Source organism: Paenibacillus gallinarum, assembly GCF_014836635.1.
Classification (GTDB): Bacteria; Bacillota; Bacilli; order Paenibacillales; family Paenibacillaceae; genus Paenibacillus; species Paenibacillus gallinarum.
Genome location: NZ_JACSQL010000015.1, coordinates 50,070 through 69,110, shown reverse-complemented (window position 1 = coordinate 69,110; position 19,041 = coordinate 50,070). Strand labels below are relative to the sequence as shown.

The 19,041-nt window shown below is 41.1% G+C and carries 12 protein-coding genes and 1 riboswitch; of the genes, 7 read left to right on the top strand and 5 right to left on the bottom strand.

The window, feature by feature from the left end:
* Nucleotide 1: 1 nt before the first annotated feature.
* The 3 genes from H9647_RS22270 to H9647_RS22260 all read left to right on the top strand — a co-directional run bounded on the left by H9647_RS22270 (nt 2) and on the right by H9647_RS22260 (nt 2,591).
* Nucleotides 2-613 (top strand): DedA family protein, encoded by a 612-nt coding sequence (locus tag H9647_RS22270; RefSeq protein WP_191804189.1) that lies wholly within the window; start codon nt 2-4, stop codon nt 611-613.
* 36 nt (nt 614-649) lie between these two features.
* Nucleotides 650-1,501 (top strand): undecaprenyl-diphosphate phosphatase, encoded by an 852-nt coding sequence (locus H9647_RS22265; RefSeq protein ID WP_191804188.1) that lies wholly within the window; start codon nt 650-652, stop codon nt 1,499-1,501.
* Between the two features lie 379 nt (nt 1,502-1,880).
* The gene (locus tag H9647_RS22260; protein WP_191804186.1) at nt 1,881-2,591 is read left to right on the top strand and encodes a DUF3153 domain-containing protein; all 711 of its coding nucleotides are present in this window, start codon (nt 1,881-1,883) and stop codon (nt 2,589-2,591) included.
* 83 nt (nt 2,592-2,674) lie between these two features.
* Here the strand turns inward: H9647_RS22260 and H9647_RS22255 are convergent, their stop codons facing one another.
* A complete protein-coding gene (locus H9647_RS22255) occupies nt 2,675-3,454 on the bottom strand; it encodes a GTP pyrophosphokinase (RefSeq protein WP_225229497.1) in 780 nt (259 codons plus the stop codon).
* 233 nt (nt 3,455-3,687) lie between these two features.
* On the opposite strand from H9647_RS22255, the gene H9647_RS22250 reads away from it, so the two are divergent.
* The 3 genes from H9647_RS22250 (at nt 3,688) to H9647_RS22240 (ending at nt 12,997) form a co-directional block, all read left to right on the top strand.
* The gene (locus H9647_RS22250; protein ID WP_449867025.1) at nt 3,688-10,389 is read left to right on the top strand and encodes a DUF7507 domain-containing protein; all 6,702 of its coding nucleotides are present in this window, start codon (nt 3,688-3,690) and stop codon (nt 10,387-10,389) included.
* Nucleotides 10,386-12,101, top strand: a complete 1,716-nt coding sequence (locus H9647_RS22245) for a COG1361 family protein (protein WP_191804182.1) — start codon at nt 10,386-10,388, stop codon at nt 12,099-12,101. Before H9647_RS22250 ends, H9647_RS22245 begins: the two co-directional genes overlap by 4 nt.
* Before the next feature lie 289 nt (nt 12,102-12,390).
* Nucleotides 12,391-12,531, top strand: a riboswitch (cyclic di-AMP (ydaO/yuaA leader).
* Between the two features lie 4 nt (nt 12,532-12,535).
* Complete coding sequence (locus H9647_RS22240; RefSeq protein ID WP_191804180.1) at nt 12,536-12,997, top strand: C40 family peptidase; 462 nt, start codon at nt 12,536-12,538, stop codon at nt 12,995-12,997.
* 95 nt (nt 12,998-13,092) lie between these two features.
* Here H9647_RS22240 and glgD read toward each other — a convergent pair whose 3' ends face one another.
* Nucleotides 13,093-14,193 carry a glucose-1-phosphate adenylyltransferase subunit GlgD gene (glgD, locus tag H9647_RS22235; RefSeq protein ID WP_191804177.1) on the bottom strand — a complete coding sequence of 367 codons (1,101 nt, stop codon included), beginning with the start codon at nt 14,191-14,193 and terminating at the stop codon, nt 13,093-13,095.
* Between the two features lie 25 nt (nt 14,194-14,218).
* Nucleotides 14,219-15,373 (bottom strand): glucose-1-phosphate adenylyltransferase, encoded by a 1,155-nt coding sequence (locus H9647_RS22230; RefSeq protein WP_191804175.1) that lies wholly within the window; start codon nt 15,371-15,373, stop codon nt 14,219-14,221.
* 433 nt (nt 15,374-15,806) lie between these two features.
* Between H9647_RS22230 and H9647_RS22225 the strand changes: the two genes are divergently transcribed.
* Complete coding sequence (locus tag H9647_RS22225; RefSeq protein WP_191804173.1) at nt 15,807-16,022, top strand: hypothetical protein; 216 nt, start codon at nt 15,807-15,809, stop codon at nt 16,020-16,022.
* Nucleotides 16,023-16,086: 64 nt separating this feature from the next.
* Here the strand turns inward: H9647_RS22225 and H9647_RS22220 are convergent, their stop codons facing one another.
* Both H9647_RS22220 and H9647_RS22215 read right to left on the bottom strand, forming a co-directional pair.
* Entirely contained in the window at nt 16,087-17,961 is a 1,875-nt protein-coding gene (locus H9647_RS22220) for a PAS domain-containing protein (protein ID WP_191804171.1), read from the bottom strand.
* A 185-nt stretch (nt 17,962-18,146) separates the two neighbouring features.
* Entirely contained in the window at nt 18,147-18,881 is a 735-nt protein-coding gene (locus H9647_RS22215) for a DUF1836 domain-containing protein (RefSeq protein ID WP_191804169.1), read from the bottom strand.
* Between the last annotated feature and the right edge of the window lie 160 nt (nt 18,882-19,041).

The window sequence follows — 19,041 nt, the reverse complement described above, 5'->3', positions numbered from 1 at the left end:
CTTGGAAAATTGGATTACAAGTTTTATGGAGCAGTTTGGTTATATTGGTATAGCTCTGATTATTGCACTTGAGAACGTCTTTCCGCCGATTCCATCAGAAATCGTACTGCCCTTCGGCGGATTTATGACTACGTACACGTCCCTTACCGTCTTCTGGGTTATCATTGCTGCTACGATCGGTTCTGTCGTTGGCGCAGTCATTCTATACGGTGTAGGTCTCTTACTTGATGTGGAGCGTTTGGAGAAAATCGTAGAACGTTGGGGACATATTCTACGTATCAAGAAAGAAGATATCCGCAAAGCAGACGCCTGGTTTGATAAATACGGATATTGGACGGTACTATTTTGCCGTATGATCCCGCTGGTACGAAGTCTGATCTCGATTCCAGCTGGTATGTCCAATATGAAATTCGGATTATTCCTGGTGTATACAACAATCGGTACCTTAATCTGGAATACAATTTTGGTTCTGGTGGGAGCTACCCTCGGTAGTAACTGGCATGAAATCACTGATTTCATCGGTGTATACTCTAATTTTGCTTATGCGATTATCGCAATAGCAGGTATTGCTTTCTTGATCTGGTTTTTCAGACGCAACAAAAAAACTAAATAAATGAAGCACCCTTTATAAAGGAGAAGTGACATCAACATGAATTTTATAGATTTACTAAAAACCATTATTCTTGGAATGGTGGAAGGATTAACTGAGTTTGCCCCGGTTTCATCTACGGGACATATGATCATTGTTGATGACATGTGGCTGAATTCAAAAGAATTTCTAACTCAATATGTGGCAAACACTTTCAAGGTAGTCATTCAATTAGGTTCCATTCTCGCTGTACTCGTGGTATTTAAAGATCGTTTTATTAACTTGCTCGGACTCGATCGACTGTTCGGTAAGAAGAAACCCGCGATTCCAGAAGGACCTGGTCACAATCGTCTTAAATTGTCTCAGGTTATTGTCGGTCTTATTCCAGCGGCTGTCCTGGGGGTACTTTTCGAAGATTATATTGATGAGCATCTATTCTCCATTAACACGGTACTCATCGGACTTGTCGTTGGTGCTTTCTTTATGATTGCCGCTGACTACTTTGCTCCAAAACAGCCGAAAGTAGAAACCGTGGATCAGATGACCTATCGCCAAGCATTTTCGATTGGACTTATGCAGTGTTTATCTTTGTGGCCTGGATTCTCACGCTCCGGCTCTACGATCTCTGGCGGTGTCCTTCTTGGGATGAGTCACCGGGCAGCAGCTGACTTTACTTTCATTATGGCCGTACCCGTTATGTGTGGAGCAAGTTTCTTGTCTCTCCTGAAAAACTGGGAGTATTTCACAATGGATGCACTTCCTTATTTTATTGCAGGTTTCATTTCTGCATTTATCTTTGCCCTCATCTCCATCCGTTTCTTCCTGAAACTGATTAATCGAGTGAAATTGGTTCCATTTGCGATTTATCGCATTATTCTTGCAGCCGTTATCTATCTAGTATTTATTATGTAGTCTATTATCGTTTGTACCCTCTATTTAGAGGGTACAAAGAAGAGAGGAGCGACCGGATACCCGGTCCTCCTCTCTTCTTTGCTTTTTGAGTTTGCCTTACGACTTACGGGAACTGAGCTGAATAATCATCAAGATGAGCACTAGCAGTTGGATGAGCAATTCTGCACTCATGCGATTCGCCTCCTGCACATAAGATGCTCCTTCAGTACCAGATCCCCTCTCCCATTCGCTTGGCCTTATGTTAATGGCTTGCACTTACGTTTCCCGTTATATGTATATGAATGGGCCTTGCATCATATGATTTATATTTTGTTATCTAATTTTATAAGCTGTTCCTATTTCCTCTCATTACATAGTAGAAAGGCTGATCTGAATAACCATGAAGAACAAAAAAAATAAGTGTCTATTAACCCTTGCCATGTCCATGCTCCTCCTACTCCTTCTCTCCGCCTGTGCCAAGGGAGAGGCACATGTAACCGTCCATACAGATGGCACGGCAGACGTGAATTTCAACCTGCAGGTTCAGAATCGCAATGTAAAATTCATAGGTCAAAAAGAGCTTGTCCAGACGATTGAGAATGCTTTTGAAGACAATGGTTTTGTGACTGAGAACCAACAATCCGAAGGTACAAGTGAGATTTCTGCTTCTAAGGAAGTGAAGATCAGTGGAGAGGACAGCAAACAAGAACTTCCTGAAAATATCTCTTACTCTACCGTGACGGAGGAAGGTTTCTTTTTCTCAAAACACAAGATTACCGTCGATGCGGATCTCATGTCTGCGATTCCTGACAATACTTGGTCCGAACATGTACAAGCGATCCCTAACTTCGTGCGCAATTTATTATTAAAAGATGTTGAACTGGATTTCAAATTAACTTTGCCGATCAAACCAGAATCAAGTAATGCAGATACAGTGACCGCCGATGGCAAAACAATGACATGGCATGTGGAACTTTTATCCGCTAACCATCTTGAACTCTCAGTGAACACACCTAATATTCAGAATATCATTATCACAGCTATTGCTAGTCTTCTCCTCCTTGGTGTTATACTCTTTGTTGTCATCAGAAAAGTTCGAAGAAATAAATAAAGAAAAAAGGCTGCCCTATTGTAGTCAATTCTACAGGGACAGCCTTTTTTTAGTATAAGAATATATATTTCCAATTCTTTAAGTTACTTTTGATCTTTACGGAAAGAATCCGTTGCCTGATCAATGATTTCAAGAAATGCGGAAGGAAGCATAAACTGTTGGTCGCGAATGACAATTTTACGAAGGTCTTCTTGATTGTTTTGTTCTTCTGCATCTTTAATCTCTTTGATATCGTGGTGTAGTCTCTCCATTTTCAGATCCAGACTATTTGCCGTGTCCGCAGCGCTTTTGAGTTCCTTGAGCAGAGACTCTGGAACTTCTTTTTTGTATTTGTAAAAAATCTTATGTTCCAAACTGGCCCAGAAATCCATCGCAATCGTCCGAATCTGAATTTCCACACATACATGTTCTACCCCGTCAGATAAAAAAACAGGTACTTCCACGATTAGATGCAAACTTTTATATCCATTTGGTTTTGGATGTTCAATGTAGTCTTTCACATCAAGCACTTTAATATCGCTTTGCTTTTGTAGCATTTCACTAACCTTGTATATATCTGAAATAAAAGAGCATGTAATTCGAAGACCCGCAATGTCTTTAATGTGTTCTTTCACATTCGTTACCGAAATCGGAAGTCCTTTACGGTGTAATTTCTTCAGGATACTTTCCGGTGATTTCAATCTGGACTTCGTATGTTCAATCGGACTGTAATCATGAAAAGATTCAAATTCCTCTTTCAGAATATCAATTTTGGTCTCGATCTCATCGAGTGCAAATTTATAAACCATAATAAATCTTGTGATTTCATTTTTAATTCTTTTAACTTGTTCCATCTGCTTCTGTGAATTGACTAACTCGTTCATAAGCTAACTCATCCTTCCTTACTCTTAGGGCGATTATACTTAATCATGCGGCTCATAATAAATCTTCTAACTCTATCCATTGTACATGATGTGGAGGTTAGAATTCAAAACTGGATACCTATGGTATAAAATTTACAATATTTTGGTGTGTCTAAGCATAGCTTAAGTGTAGCAACTATTTTTTGTTATTGATATCATTAATATTATATTTCCACTCCAAGGAGGTGTCTCTCATTCCTCTGGTTCTAAGGGCAACCTATAATGCTACCGGCGGGATCACATTTACAGGGAATACACTAGGCTTAAGCCGTTCTGCTGTCCAAGGAGTTCCAGGAGATTTAGACAGCATCGGCGCTTTTATAACGACAAACACAGCAACCAGGTTTGGGACCTATCCACTGGGAACAACGAATAACTATGTAAGCAATAGCTCATCTGCTACTCTTGTGATGCCTTCGGGAAGTACGATTCTCTATGCGGAATTGATCTGGGGCGGTTCTTATATTAATGGTTCTGTTAACTTGTCGAGCGCAATTAATAATCCGGTAACTTTTATTACACCAAGCGGAACGAACAGTGTAATACCGGACCCTACCACCTATAATGCATTTGATCTCGGGAATGGTGCCCAGGCATATGTTAGATCTGCCAACGTAACGCCCCTTGTACAGCAAGCGGGTGCCGGGACTTATACCACTGGAAGTGTGGTAGGAACGATCATCATCACCGGAGATACCACAGCTAACCATGCAGGGTGGACTCTAGCCGTTATCTATAACAACCCCTCACTCCCCTTTCGGAATATGTCGCTAAGAGCAGGCGGTATTCTTGTAAATGCATCCAATTCAACAACGATAACTGGATTTGCAACTCCAACCTCAGGACCTCTCGGCGGTCGCGCCCTATTTAGCGCACAGGAGGGAGATGCCAATCGAACCGGAGATTCTGCTCAGTTCGGACCCACTTCTGCTACGCTTGTTTCTCTTTCAGGTCCGAATAATTTTGCTAACAATTTCTTTGCATCCCAAATTAATAATGACGCTGGGCTAATTAATACTACGGGGACATTTGGAACATCTAATCAAATAAATGGCGCACCGGGAACGAATATCATAGGCGGCAGACAAGGCTGGGATATTACGAATGTAGATATTTCAGCAAGACTCATCAATAATCAGTCATCTGCGGTATTAAACCTCACCACTTCCGGAGATGTGTACATTATTAACGCAAATGCAATTCAGATTAATATCAATTCGCCTTCCATTAGTGTCGTTAAAAGCGCTTCTGCAACGGGTTTAGTCTTAGGAGACACCTATACATACACAGTTGTTGTATCGAATACAGGAACCGCCAATGCAGCGAGTGTCGTACTAACGGATGTCCTTCCTTCAGGCGTTACCTTTGTACCTGGAAGTGTAGTTGTTGCCGGAACATCAAGACCCACCTTCGATATACTTAGCGGTGTCCCCATTGGAACCTTGAATTTTGGCAGTTCAATAACAATTACATACAGAGCTACAGTGAGCTCTACTCCAGCGAATCAAACGATCTCGAATTCAGCTAATACTGCTTTTACTTTCCAAAGTGTTGCTGGGGGAGGTACGATAACAGGTGTCATTCCTTCCAATAACCTATCTATACCTGTTTATGATCCACTATTCACTATAGTTAAGTCAGCAGACACAACAAATGCCACGGTAGGAGATACGGTGACTTATACAGCAACCATTGCTAACACGGGAAATATAGGAGCGGCTGTGAATTATCGCGATGTCATTCCTGCGGGTACAACATTTGTCCCTGGCAGCTTTCGAGTGAATGGAACGGTGATCTCCGGAGCGAATCCTGCTACTGGTGTGAATATAGGAACCCTAGCTCTTGGAAGTACAACAAATGTTACTTTCCAAGTGGTTGTTAACTCACTCCCTGCACCGCCCAGTCTAGTCAATCAAGGAAGTATCTCTTATACGTTTCAGCCACCTGATGGAAGAACAATCAGCGGATCAGCCGTATCTAACACCTTATCGATCCCTGTAACCACACCGAATGTGAGTGTTACGAAATCAGTAAATGTAACGGATACATCCGTAGGAGAAACGATCACATATACTTCAGTTATTACAAACAACGGTCTGACCACTCTACAAAATATCGTTTTCACAGATGCCAGCCCCCCAGGCACTAACTTTATTGTAGGAAGTTTTACTGTGGATGGTGTGGTTCGACCAAGTGCAAATCCCGCGAATAGTATTTCCATAGGAAGCTTGCAGAGCGGCCGATCAACAACTGTATCTTTTCAAGCGCTTGTAACTTCAGTCCCTTCGACCAGTCAGATTTCGAATCAATCGAGTATCTCATATGGTTCAGGTAGTTTTACAGGAAACGTTGTATCTAGTATTGTCTCGACGCCTATATACGTGCCTAATATTTCCGCCTTAAAAAGCTTTAACGCTACAAGTACTGCCATTGGTAATCTACTTGAAGTTACATTACAACTTACGAATATAGGAAACATAGGAGCTCAAGTTCAGATTATTGACAACATACCACCTGGAACAAACTTTGTTACAGGAAGTGTGGCGCTCGGTGGGGTACCTATTCCTGCAGCAAATCCTGCACTCGGATTCTCCATCGGCTCGCTTGGAGTAAATACTACAAGCATTGTCACTTTCCAGCTTCAGGTCATTTCTCTGCCAACACCGCAAACCATCACGAATACGGCAACGATCAATTACGCATATACATTACCTAGTGGCCGTACACAAAGTGGTGCTCTTTCTTCAAATACTGTATCCATTCCTGTGTCAGCACCCAATATTAGCTTGGTTAAAATAGCCAATACTGCTGAAGCGGCGATAAATGATATCATCGCTTACAGCATCACTGTAAGTAACACCGGATCTGGAACCGTCAGCTCCATTATTTTATCCGATATCCCTCCCGAAGGAACCTCCTTTGTAACCGGTTCAGTTCGTATTAATGGAGTTGCTGTAAGTACTGCGGTACCCTCTAGCGGGATTGCGGTTGGTCCACTTGTGGCTCAATCCTCTGCCTTGGTAACCTATCAGCTAAAAGTCATTTCTTTACCTGCTTCTGGAGCGATTGCAAATCAAGCTACTGCTGCATTTACAAGCGGATCATTCACAGGTTCCTCCACATCGAATACAGTGACGATCCCTGTCTATAACGCTGCGATTTCCCTTGTGAAAAGTACGAATACAACGCTGGCTACAGCTGGAGACACACTCACTTATACGATTCAAATCAGCAATTCGGGTAATATAGTTAGCTCTCTAACATTGACAGATGTATTACCTACTGAAGTCAGCTTTGTGACCAATAGTGTGGTAATTGGAGGTGTGCCTGCTCCAGGCGCCAACCCAGTAAGTGGTTTTTTAGTTTCAGATGTACCTGTGGGTGGAATGACCGTTGTTACTTTCCTCGTAACGATAAATTCACTGCCTGCCTCGCAGAAAATCCTGAATCAGGCAACTGCTTTGTACTATTATCAAACGCCTTCTGGCCGTGTACTGTCTGGAAGTACTACATCTAACAGTGTTGTAATTCAGGTATCTGCTCCAAATGTATCTGTGGTCACAACCGCTTCTACTGCTCTTGCTGTAGTAGGTGATAGAGTTACCTACACTACCACGATTACTAACAATGGACCCTCTTCGATCACCAATGTCATTATCAGCGATGGATTACCGCAAAACGTTTCTTTTGTACCCGGGAGTGTGGTGATCGGTGGAGTCCTTGCTCCAGATCGATCTCCTCTAACCGGCATTCCAATCGGCAGTCTAGCCCCCGGGGCAAGTGCTGTCGTTACATTTGAGGTGAATGTAACCATGGCTGTACCTTCACAGATTAATAATCAATCAACGGTTAGTTTTACATCAGGTGTTTTTTCAGGCACATCAACATCGAATCAAACACAAATTCCTGTAACTCAACCGCAAATTTCACTCACCAAAACAGCGAATACAAACAACGCTACCGTAGGCGATACTGTGGTATACACCATAACGGCTACAAACTCTGGAAATCTACCCGCTGCACTTATCGTTTCAGATACCATCCCTGCAGGAACTACCTTTACTCCAAACAGTGTTCTTGTTAATGGAATTTCCATACCCGGCGTTTCCATCATTGATGGAGTTAGCGCAGGAGTAATTGCAGCCGGTGCAACTTCAGTTCTTTCTTTTTCCATTACGATTACATCGCTTCCATCACCACAGTTCATTTCAAATCAAGCTTCATCTACCTTTACGTTCACCACTCCTGATAACCGGACATTAACAGGAACCGCTTTATCCAACACGGTTAGTTTCCCTGTGTCATCACCAAATGTACTCGTTACCAAAACAAGCTCACTTGCTGATGTTTCCGTTGGTGATATTATCACGTTTACCGTAACGGTTACTAATCTTGGTATTGAAGATGTACAAAATGTACTTCTATCAGATCCAGTAACAGGGACGTCATTCATTCCTGGCAGTGTCACGATTAATGGTGGGCCAAATCCAACTGCTAATCCAACGGGTGGGATTAGTTTAGGTGGAATTGCAGCCTCAGCTTCTGCTACAGTTACGTATAACGTAAGGGTTGTTTCCGTACCTACTCCACCTGAAATCAGTAGTTCCGCCTCCGTGAGTTTTACATCTGGGGTGTTTGCAGGTACAACCTTCTCTAATGCACCGATCATTCCCGTATATAACCCTGTACTTGCGGCTGTCAAATCTGCAAGCAAAATCAATGCTACCGTTGGCGATACACTCACTTACAGTATTACGGTAAGTAACACGGGTAACTTTGGTGCTACAATCAATCTAACGGATACGATACCTGCTGGCACCTCTTTTGTTCCAAACAGTGTATTAATCAACGGACTTCCATCACCTGGCTCCGACCCTTCTCTAGGCATTGTATCTGGTAGTATTACCCCAGGAACTTCAAGTACAGTTACCTTTTCTGTCGTCATAGATACGCTTCCGAGTCCACAGTTCTTAAGTAATCAATCCTTTGTCAGTTACTCCTATACATTGCCTTCGGGCAGGACACTCGGCGGAAATGTTTCTTCTAATGTCTCCGTAGTTACCGTGTCTGCTCCTAATGTGACCGCAGTTAAAATATCTTCATTCACTTCCCTTGCTGTGGGGGATGTCAATACGTATACCGTAAACATCGGGAACAATGGAATCGAGACGGTAAATAATGTGATTGTTACCGATGCACTCCCTGCGTCAACTTCTTTTATTAGCGGAAGTGTGTATGTAGACGGAATCCAGCGTCCTACCGCCAACCCTGCTACTGGTGTAACGATAGGGAGTATAACTCCGGGATCTACGGTCAACGTTACTTTTCAATATCGTATCAACTCGATACCTACTACCTCTTTGTCGCAAATCGAAAATCGTGCAATCGTAACATTTACTTCCGGTACATTCTCAGGCAGCACATTCTCGAATACCGTAAGCACACCTGTATATAGTCCTATTTTGTCAGCCGTTAAAACAGCAAACACCATTAATGCAACAGTCGGAGATACCGTAGTTTATTCGATTACGTATACGAATACAGGTAATTATGGTGGTAATGTCGTTCTAACTGATCTCATTCCAGAAGGTACCGCACTTATTCCGAACAGTGTTATTCTAAATGGTGCACCGGTTCCAGGAGCAAATCCTGCATTAGGTATGTCCGTCGGTGTTGTATCATCCACAGCCACTGTTATGTTCTCAGTTGTCGTTAATACGTTACCGGTCAGTCAACAATTAAGCAATCAAGCGGCTTCAACCTTCACTTATACCTTGCCTGATGGTAGAACACTCAATGGTTCTTTTGTTAGTAATTTGTTGCAAATACCTGTTTCCTCACCAAATATAACACTCGTGAAATCAGCCTCTGTATCAACCGCAGTCGTTGGTGACACCTATACGTATAGTGTCCTAGTTACGAATAACGGTATTGCAAATGTGAATAACGCTGTATTATCTGATGTTTTAGCTATCGAAAGTAGTTTTGTACCCGGAAGTGTTACCGTCGGCGGCAGTTCACGAATAGACGCAAACCCGGCAGGCGGGATTAATCTAGGCACGATTGCACCAGGAAATGCAGTGACCGTAACTTTTGACGTAAGAGTAAATACGCTTCCAAGTGCTCCATACACCATCCAAAATCGTTCTTCCGTTAGTTTTACCTCAGGTGCTTTTACAGGTGCTTCCTATTCCAACACAGTAAGCATTTCAATCTACCAGCCTATTTTTCAATTACTAAAAACATCCAGCACTTCTAATGTGACGGTAGGCGATACCGTAACCTATTTCTTAAATCTAACCAACACAGGCAATATACCGGGAATTGTAACTTTAACGGATGACTTACCTGATGGAGCCGTCTTGGTTCCAAATAGTGTACTCATCAACGGAGTTCCTCAGCCTGGGGTGAATCCGGAAACGGGTATTCCTCTCGGAAATGTAGCTCCTGGATCAAATATCAATATTACCGTAACTTTACAAATCATCGTTGACACGCTTCCAGAATTACAGCAACTGATCAACCAAGCATTTGGAACGTTTACTTACGCACCCCCAGATGGACGATTGCTCGGCGGTTCTTTTAGTTCTAACCCACTCGTAATCCCTGTCTCATCACCAAATGTAACGGTTATAAAGACGACTTCCACAGGAGATGCCGTTGTTGGCGATACCATCACTTATACCGTAGTTATTACCAATAACGGAATAGTAGAAGTTGAAAATGTCGTTATGGTAGACCCCGTACCTGCCGGTACTAAGTTTGTTTCGGGAAGTGTAATTGTGGATGGAAACGCTAGACCTAACGCCAATCCGAATACAGGAGTTACGGTTGGGACTATTCAGGAGGGCGCTTTCTCAACCATTACATTCCAAGTACAGGTCGTTACGATATGAATTCGCAGGATAGAAGGAATTATGTATTAAACAATCAATCTTCTGTCCGTTTTGCTTCTGGCCGTTTTGAAGGTGTCTCTTATTCCAATATGGTATCTATCCCGCTTACAGGTGCTATTCTCACTCTAAAAAAAAGTGCCTCTGTAGAACAAGTGACGCTCGACAGCATCGTTATGTATCAGCTTGAAATAGAGAATACAGGGAATGCCCCTGCAGAAGTTACGCTAACCGATAACCTTCCGGAGGGCGCTTCCTTTATTCCTAACAGCCTCTTGAAAGATGGTGTTCCTATACCAGGGGTGAGTCCCCAAGAAGGTCTGCAAATTGGGATCTTGCCGATTAACCAGAAAGTTACAATTCAGTTCCAGATCATTGTAAGTAGCATCCCTGATTCGTTAACTCTTATCAACGTGGCCACAGCAAGCTATACATTCCAAGCGATGGATGGTCGTCTCATTACAAAAGAGCTCATCTCTAATCCTGTCACCTTATTCGTATCTCCCTCTCAATTATCCATTTACTATTATGCCAATACGAATCAGACTTTTGAGGGAGATATCATCACTTTTTTTATACAAATCACAAATACAGGAAAAGAAGATATCAGAAATGCAGTAGTTAGCACATTATTGTCGGGTGAGATGGCTTTTCTTCCGGGCAGTGTGGTGATTGATGGTCTCCTCGCCCCTGATCTTGATCCATCCGCAGGTATTACATTACCTTTCGTTGCTGCAAGCTCAGCGACACAAATATCGTATCAGGTGAAAATAGGGAAACGGACATCTTCGACTCCTCTTACGAGTGTTGCAACGTTACTTTATATCAATCAGGGAGAAGAAATTACAATTCGTTCAAACCCGGTGTCTATCTCTTATTTGTTGCCGGTATTAACGATTTCCGTAAATATAACCCCTGATCAAGTAACCTATAAGGATACGGTCACATATGAAGTACTTATCCAAAATGAAGGAGAGATTCCCGTAGAGGCAGTCTATGACTTACTTCAAGCCCCAGAGCTCAATCTGGTTCCGGGTACAGTAAGAATAAATGGCATTCTTCGCCCTGAGGTTTCTTTGGCGAATGGACTTCCTTTAGGCACTTTAATTCCACACTCCCGCATATATATCACTTTTGAATCGACAGTTTCCGTGATCCCTAACTCCCTTGTCTCTGCTGAAGAATGGGTCAACCGTTCACGGCTGACTTACACATTTCGAATCAATGACGGAAGATCAGTTCGACTGACAACGCTAGCTTTTACTCCTGTTTTTTTCTATGCCCCGCGGATATTACTTCATGTGCTCACATCACCGAAGTTCGTGGAGCCTGGAGATGACATACTTTTTGAGATAACCATTCAGAATTCAGGGAATACGAAAGCAGATTTATTTCTACCCTTACCAGCGCCGGGTGTGTCTACGATTCTAAATGGCTTTATTCAGTGGTCTGATCATAAACGTGAGTTAACAGATCTTGAGATGAAGCAGCAGAGATTGCAAATTACAGATATTCAGCCTGGTGAAATCATCCAAATTATTTACACACTGCATATGCAAGTGTTTCCACTCTTTAGACCTACACGGGAACGGGATGAATATGTGTTTACCGATACGATCCAGGCACTTTACACGTATGACTTTAATAATCGTATACACTCCTTTGAAGTGGTATCTAATGTCTATGAAATTGTTTTTACTGAGCACGATGAATAAGAAGAAATTAAAGGCCCGTAAGCATTATTTTAATGCTTACGGGCCTATTTTATCGTCATGTAAAGTAAATTAGTCGGTATTAAAACAACTTCAATAATTCAGCTAATAAGGTTAAAACAACATCTATGTTCACAAAGGTGAAATAAATTCGATAAAAGGAGAGTGAAATTAGCAAAATCAGGTTGATAATTCATTCAGCCAATGTTAAAATTCGTTGTAGAGAAAGTAACATTTTCGTAATTATTATTGTAACTAATTGTTATCATTAACATGAATATACAAGGTGCAATCACGATAACCGCCGAATTCTTACGCACCTAAGAAGCGGGGGACCCGCCTACCATGGGTGAATTGATCTCGAAACAGAGTGATCATAGGGTACCTTCAACCGAATCCTTAGCTAACCTCGCAGGCATTGGAAGGAGTATTACATTTTGAAAAAGAAACTCGCAGCAGCAGCATTAGGACTATCTTTACTTTTCACAGCAGGACTCGGAGAAGCTTCCGCTTCTGTACTTACTACCACAGTAAATAAAACAGTTGGTGTTCCTTATAAATACGGCGGTACAACACTCACAGGGTTTGATTGCTCTGGGTTTACTCGTTATGTATACAAAAAACTAGGTGTATCTTTACCTCATAGTTCGAAACAACAATATAAAAAAGGAACATCAGTGAAGAAATCTGCTCTTACCAAAGGCGATCTTGTATTTTTTGATACCAGCGGCAAAGGCATTTCACATGTTGGTATATACCTAAGCGATAACAATTTTGTCTCCGCTACCTCCTCTAAAGGTATCGCCATTACACCCATTAATAAGGGTTATTGGAGTTCGAAATACTATGGTGCTAAGCGTGTACTTAGTTCATCAGCAGCGAAAAAGGCCGGCTTATAGTATACATATAAACTGCCATCACGATTATGAAACTTCAGATTTTCAACATATGAAGAAAGGTCAGAGGATTACTCCTCTGACCTTTTTTAGTGATTTTAAATTTGGCTGCTTTTGGCAATGACATAAGGCTGCTTAGCATCGCCGATCAGTGTGCGGTCTGCCGTTAAATGTACATCTTTATCAAGAATTACATTCTCAAGTACTGCGTTCTCCTCAATTACACACTTTTGCATAATGATCGAATTCCGAATTTGTGCCCCTTTATGAACTTTGACTCCTCTAAAAATAATACTATTCTCGACCTGTCCTCCAATAATACAGCCATTAGCAATTAAAGAGTTGCTCACTTCCGCATTATCCAGAAATCTAGTCGGCGGTTCATATTTGATTTTGGTATGAATCTCATTTTGTTTAAACAAACGTTGATATTGTTCTTGATTGAGTAAATCCATACTATTACGATAATAACTTTCGATCGAGTTAATTACGGTATGATATCCATCAAAAGCATATGCAGCAATGTTTAAGTTATGCAAATTATCTTGGATTCCGTCACGGAAGAAGTAATCTTGACCATGCGCAATACAATGATCCACTAATTTCAAAAACAATTGTTTTTCCATAATAAAAGCACCGAGATATATATTAGGATGATCTCCTTCTTGATGAATTCCGGTAACTTTCACACCGTCCACATCGACCCGTACACAGGATTCATGTTCAGGAAGAATCGCATCTACTTTTTTATAAAGAAGAGTGACATCGGCTTGCTGAGAGATATGAAACTGATACATTTCGCGGTAATCCATCGAGTAAATATGCTGACTGCCGGTATGAATAATATGGGTGCCTTTTGCTCGAAGAAAATAATCGCGATTATTATGAAAATGCTGCAAATCGCCTTTGGAACGGTCCGTAGGATCATTCCAGTCTGGCGGAAGTATAAAAAGTCCACCGTGTTTGCGATCTAGATCCCATGGAGCACCCTGCCCCAAATGATCAAGCAGCGATCGATACTTCCTGCGTACAAATAGCGCGGTATGATGAATGTTAGAATGCATTAAATTTGACAAAACAAAATCGATTAAACGATACCGACCTGCAAAAGGAACGGCAGCACCGCAACGAAAATACGTTAATTCATTCATTAAATCAAGCTCTTGATCCAGGTTTACTACACCCATGAGTTGTTGCATACTAGGTCACCGTCCTCATTCATATTTAGCTAAGTCCATAAGTATGTTGTCGAAATGTTTCGTCAATTAGTAAAATTTCATCTTCCTGATCTCCATTACCCCCAACAACGGAGTAATCTTCGATAATCGTTCCTTCGCTTACAATCGCCTTGTGAAGTCTAACATTCTTTCCTATTTTCACTTTAGGCATAATCACTGAGTCCGTAATCACACTTCCTTCCCCGATCTCGACCCCATAAAATAATACCGATTTGCTGACTTCACCTTCGACAATGCAGCCTTCATTCACGATGCTATTACGGACCTTCCCTTTTGTCCCAATATAGCCTGCCGGTTCATTCGGATTACGTGAATAGATACGCCACTGCGGATCATTTAAATTCAGGGGAGGATCATCGCTTAACAGATCCATATTCGCTTCCCACAAGCTCTTAATCGTCCCTACGTCTTTCCAGTAACCGCTAAATGGATAAGCGTACAGCTTCTTCTCATTCTTTAGAAGCAGAGGAATAATATCATGACCGAAGTCATAGGTAGAATCCGGATCTTGTTCACTTTCAAGAAGATGCTGTCTAAGGACAGACCATCTGAACATATATACTCCCATGGATGCTAGCGTACTTTTCGGATGTTCCGGCTTCTCTTCAAACTCATAAATCTCATAATTGTTTTTTGTATTCAAAATGCCAAACCGGCTTGCTTCATGCAAAGGTACATCAATGACCGAGATTGTGCAGTCCGAATCATGGTCTTTGTGATATTGAAGCATGGCATCATAATTCATCTTATAGATATGATCACCTGATAAGATAAGTACATGCTCAGGATCAAACTGGTCAACAAAATTCAGATTACGATAAATCGCATCTGCCGTACCTCTGTACCAGTTATTACTCCCCTCTCTCTCATGTGGCGGAAGTACAAATACTCCTCCCTTTCGGCGATTTAAATCCCAATCACTGCCAATTCCTACATACGAATGAAGCACCAAAGGCTCAAATTGTGTTAATACGCCTACCGTATCAATTCCCGAATTCGCACAATTGCTAAGCGGAAAATCAATAATACGGTAAGTTCCCCCAAAATAAACAGCAGGCTTAGCTAAAGTCTTCGTCAGCCCTTTTAATCGTTTACCCTGACCTCCGGCCAGTAACATAGCTACCACTTCTTTTTTGTTCATGGATAAGCCTCCTCAAGATGTAAAATTGTATAACTGCTACTTAAGTGAGTAATAAACAAATAACATATTGAAGATGACTGTGACTGGACATTAGAAGATCAAACGTTTGTAGAGGGAAAACCATGAAGGTTGGTCTTAGAAGATGGTTATTTAGGGAGGTGAAAACTTGTAACGGGTGTATAAGAAGAATAATTTCTCTATGTTGTTAATTTATGTATACACAGTTCTATTTCATTATAATCATCAAAATTCCTTCCTAAAAAGCAGTATTATCTTAATTTTCATTAAAAAACGGAAACTCAGCCTAGGAAACCGTCCTATTTTGTACCTTTCCTTCTTTTCGTCTTGCATTCGAAGGCACCTGATAGTACAATACGGCTTTGAGTATGAATAACAGCAAATAGAATTATAGCTTAGAAAGGGGATTATTCCCATGGAACTTCTCAAATCCACTTTGCCCGGTGTAGGTATGAAGTATCAACTGGAAACCAAATCAGGTTCTAATTTCATCATCGTTCACCATGAGGATGGACGCCGTGAAATTTACTGTACAGATCCAGAAGATCATGAAAACATCCGATGCATCGCTGAGTTAGAGGATGAGGAGTGTATGTTGCTCTCTAGTATTATAGGCGGATGGAACGAATAATAAAAAAAGAAATGGACAGTCCGACTTTTCTCTAACGAGAACGAGGTGAAGACTGTCCTTTTTTTCATGCAGTATCCAGCTCCAGTAAGAATTGAAAGGTAGCTCCCTTTCCTTCATCACTACTGACGCTGATGGAGCCTCCCATAACTTCAACCAAACGTTTTGAAATGGCCAGTCCGAGACCGGTTCCACCATATTTTCGATTTATAGAAGCATCTAACTGGGAGAATGATTGAAACAATTCATGCTGTTTATGAAGCGGAATACCAATGCCCGTATCTTGTATTTGAAATACAAGTAATTTCCGATTCGTCAGATGGGTGTTCATTTGTTCGATTTGTATAATCACTTCTCCAACATTGGTGAATTTAATCCCATTACTGATTAAGTTAATTAAGACTTGCTTGATTTTCGTTACATCACCTAAAAAGGTTTCTGGGATATTTTCATCATACTTTTGTATAAGCCGAATCCCTTTTTCTTCTGCTGAAGCGATAAATAGATCATGAACCTCTTGAAGTGCTTCAATTAAGGAGAACGGCTCATGAGCCACTTCTATTTTTCCGGCTTCGATCTTACTAAAATCAAGCAGTTCCCCAAACATTTGCATAAGTGTGTTGCTGCTATTCGCAATAATCTCTGTATATGACTTTTGTTCTTCATCGAGATCTGTATCCATCAATAATGAAGTCATCCCCACGATCCCGTTCATTGGTGTCCGCAGTTCATGACTCATCATCGCAAGAAATTCTGATTTGGCCCGGTCTGCATGAATCGCTTCTTCTTTTGCCTTCATAATCTCTTTGATTGATGTAATATCTCTAATTACGACTACTGCACCTTTACGTTCATTCCGATCGATTAATGGAGTGACTTGATACTCGGCAATAAACGTACTCCCGTCTTTGCGTCCAAAGATCTCTTCTTTTACGCAGTGACTCTCCCCGGACAGAATACTTTCATATATTGGCATCTTTTCTGGTGTATATGGATAATGATTTTCATTAAATTGCAAAATTTGATTCGTAAGCTTAAGACCAATCGCTTCCTCTTGATATATGCCGAGCAGTTCTGCCCCTTTTTTATTCAAATAAGTCAAATGCCCCTCATAATCCACACCAAAAATACATTCATCTACTGCATTAAAAATAAGTTCAAGTTGGTTGCTAAGATTCTCAATTTCCTGAAGATACCGTCTGCTTTCTGTTATGTCGCTAGTAATACCGTAAACACCTACCACTTTACCGTTTAGAATCGTAGGAACATTGATTACATTTGCCTCAATGGAATGACCCTCTTTATGAAGCATACGAATATGGTACGATTGCGGGATCCCTTGGGAAGCCATAAAAAAGTGATAATTGGTCTTCTCTATATAATCAGGATGAATCAGTGGGGTGTATCGGTCTGCAAGAAGCTCTTCTTCCGTATGACCTGTTATCTTACACTGTCCTTCATTTACCCGCAGTAAGTGGCCGCTGAGGTCCATAGAAGCTACTCCTAATGGATTATATTTAAACAAAGATTTTGATTCTTCCCATTCTCTTTCCGCTGCTAAGTCTTTCATTGGAGAAACCGCCTGAACAATAAAACAAAGGTCTTCCTGTTCCGAATCCTCCAATAGCGAGAAGTGAAGCTGCACTTCTTCTGATTTGATACGTCCTTTGTTTAGTGAAACTTTATATTGCACTGAATCCTCGCTGCCTGTCTCCAGTTCGATAGCGATTTGCTTGAAATTAAAATAGTCCATGTCTTGTAAACCCAATATATGTATAAAAGATTTAGAGAGTAAATTTTCTGAACAAAGTTCAGCCCATTTTTCAAACGCTTTATTCACTTTACATATAATTCCCTTATCGCCAACAACCATGGCCATCGGAATGGGTGCATTCTGAAAGATGCTCTTCCAGACTTTACTGTCTGTTAAAGGCCCTGACATGTGGACGCCTCCTTCACCTACCAATTATATCTATTCTAATAGTTACCTCTTTTTTCCTTACTCCAAACTAAGGTTACAAAAGATTCATCTTTTTTTTAGTTATCCTTTTTCACTCATTTTGCATAAGTAAAAAAAGCCCGGATTTATCAAAACACCAGGCTCTTTATTCTTCGTCATTCATATCATTATAAAAATAATGTTGCATTCAAATATCGTTTAGAAAGGGAATGCAAATACGTTGTTTGTATGGATAAGGTGGCAATGAAAATTATATTTCTCACGATAAGGTGTTGTCTCTCCGTTAAATAAGAGAAAGATTGCACCATCTCATCAGCTGCCGCCAGTACCTGCGCTTCTGCTTCCCTATCCGTGTGAATGAAATGCTTCTTCTCACAGTCTAACTTTTCAAAAAGATCCGCATACGTATTGTACAATATCAGCGGATTGAGTAAATCATCATCGTCACGCTCCGGATCAATAAAAACCCCCTTGAACAGATTGCGCATGGAATCGAAGTCTAGAACTGCCTTTAAATCATCTATAATAAAGAGGAGTGCAGCTTGATGAATGGAATATTTTTTCCCAATCTTCGGTGAAGAAAAATACTCTTTGAAATCCCGCTTCACCCAATTTTGCATCGAAGTAAGGGATGTATTTGAATATTCAATCATTTGAGCGAGTGATGCAATCTCTTGGAGGGAAAAACCAGCCGTTCGATTGCCTTTAATTAATTTTTCTAAAATGGGAGGAAGCGAAGTGGATAAGAATGCTGCATATGTGGTTCTCTGATCTACGTCTGACTTATGGTGTTCATTCCACGCTTTTTGCAGCAGTTCTAGTGGTGTTATCTTATGATGTCCTTCGATGGACAGCAGCAGTTGTGCCATTTCGCTACGAGTAAGGGTGAATAACTCTGTCATCTCACGGACCTCCAATAATTTTGTAATAATAATCCTATCAAATCATATGGACTAATATTACGTGACCCGCTATCCCTTGTAAAGGAGTGCAAGGGAGCGCAAAAGTATATAAAGTTAATCAATTCAGACCTTAAACGCCATAAATCAACCAAACAAGACG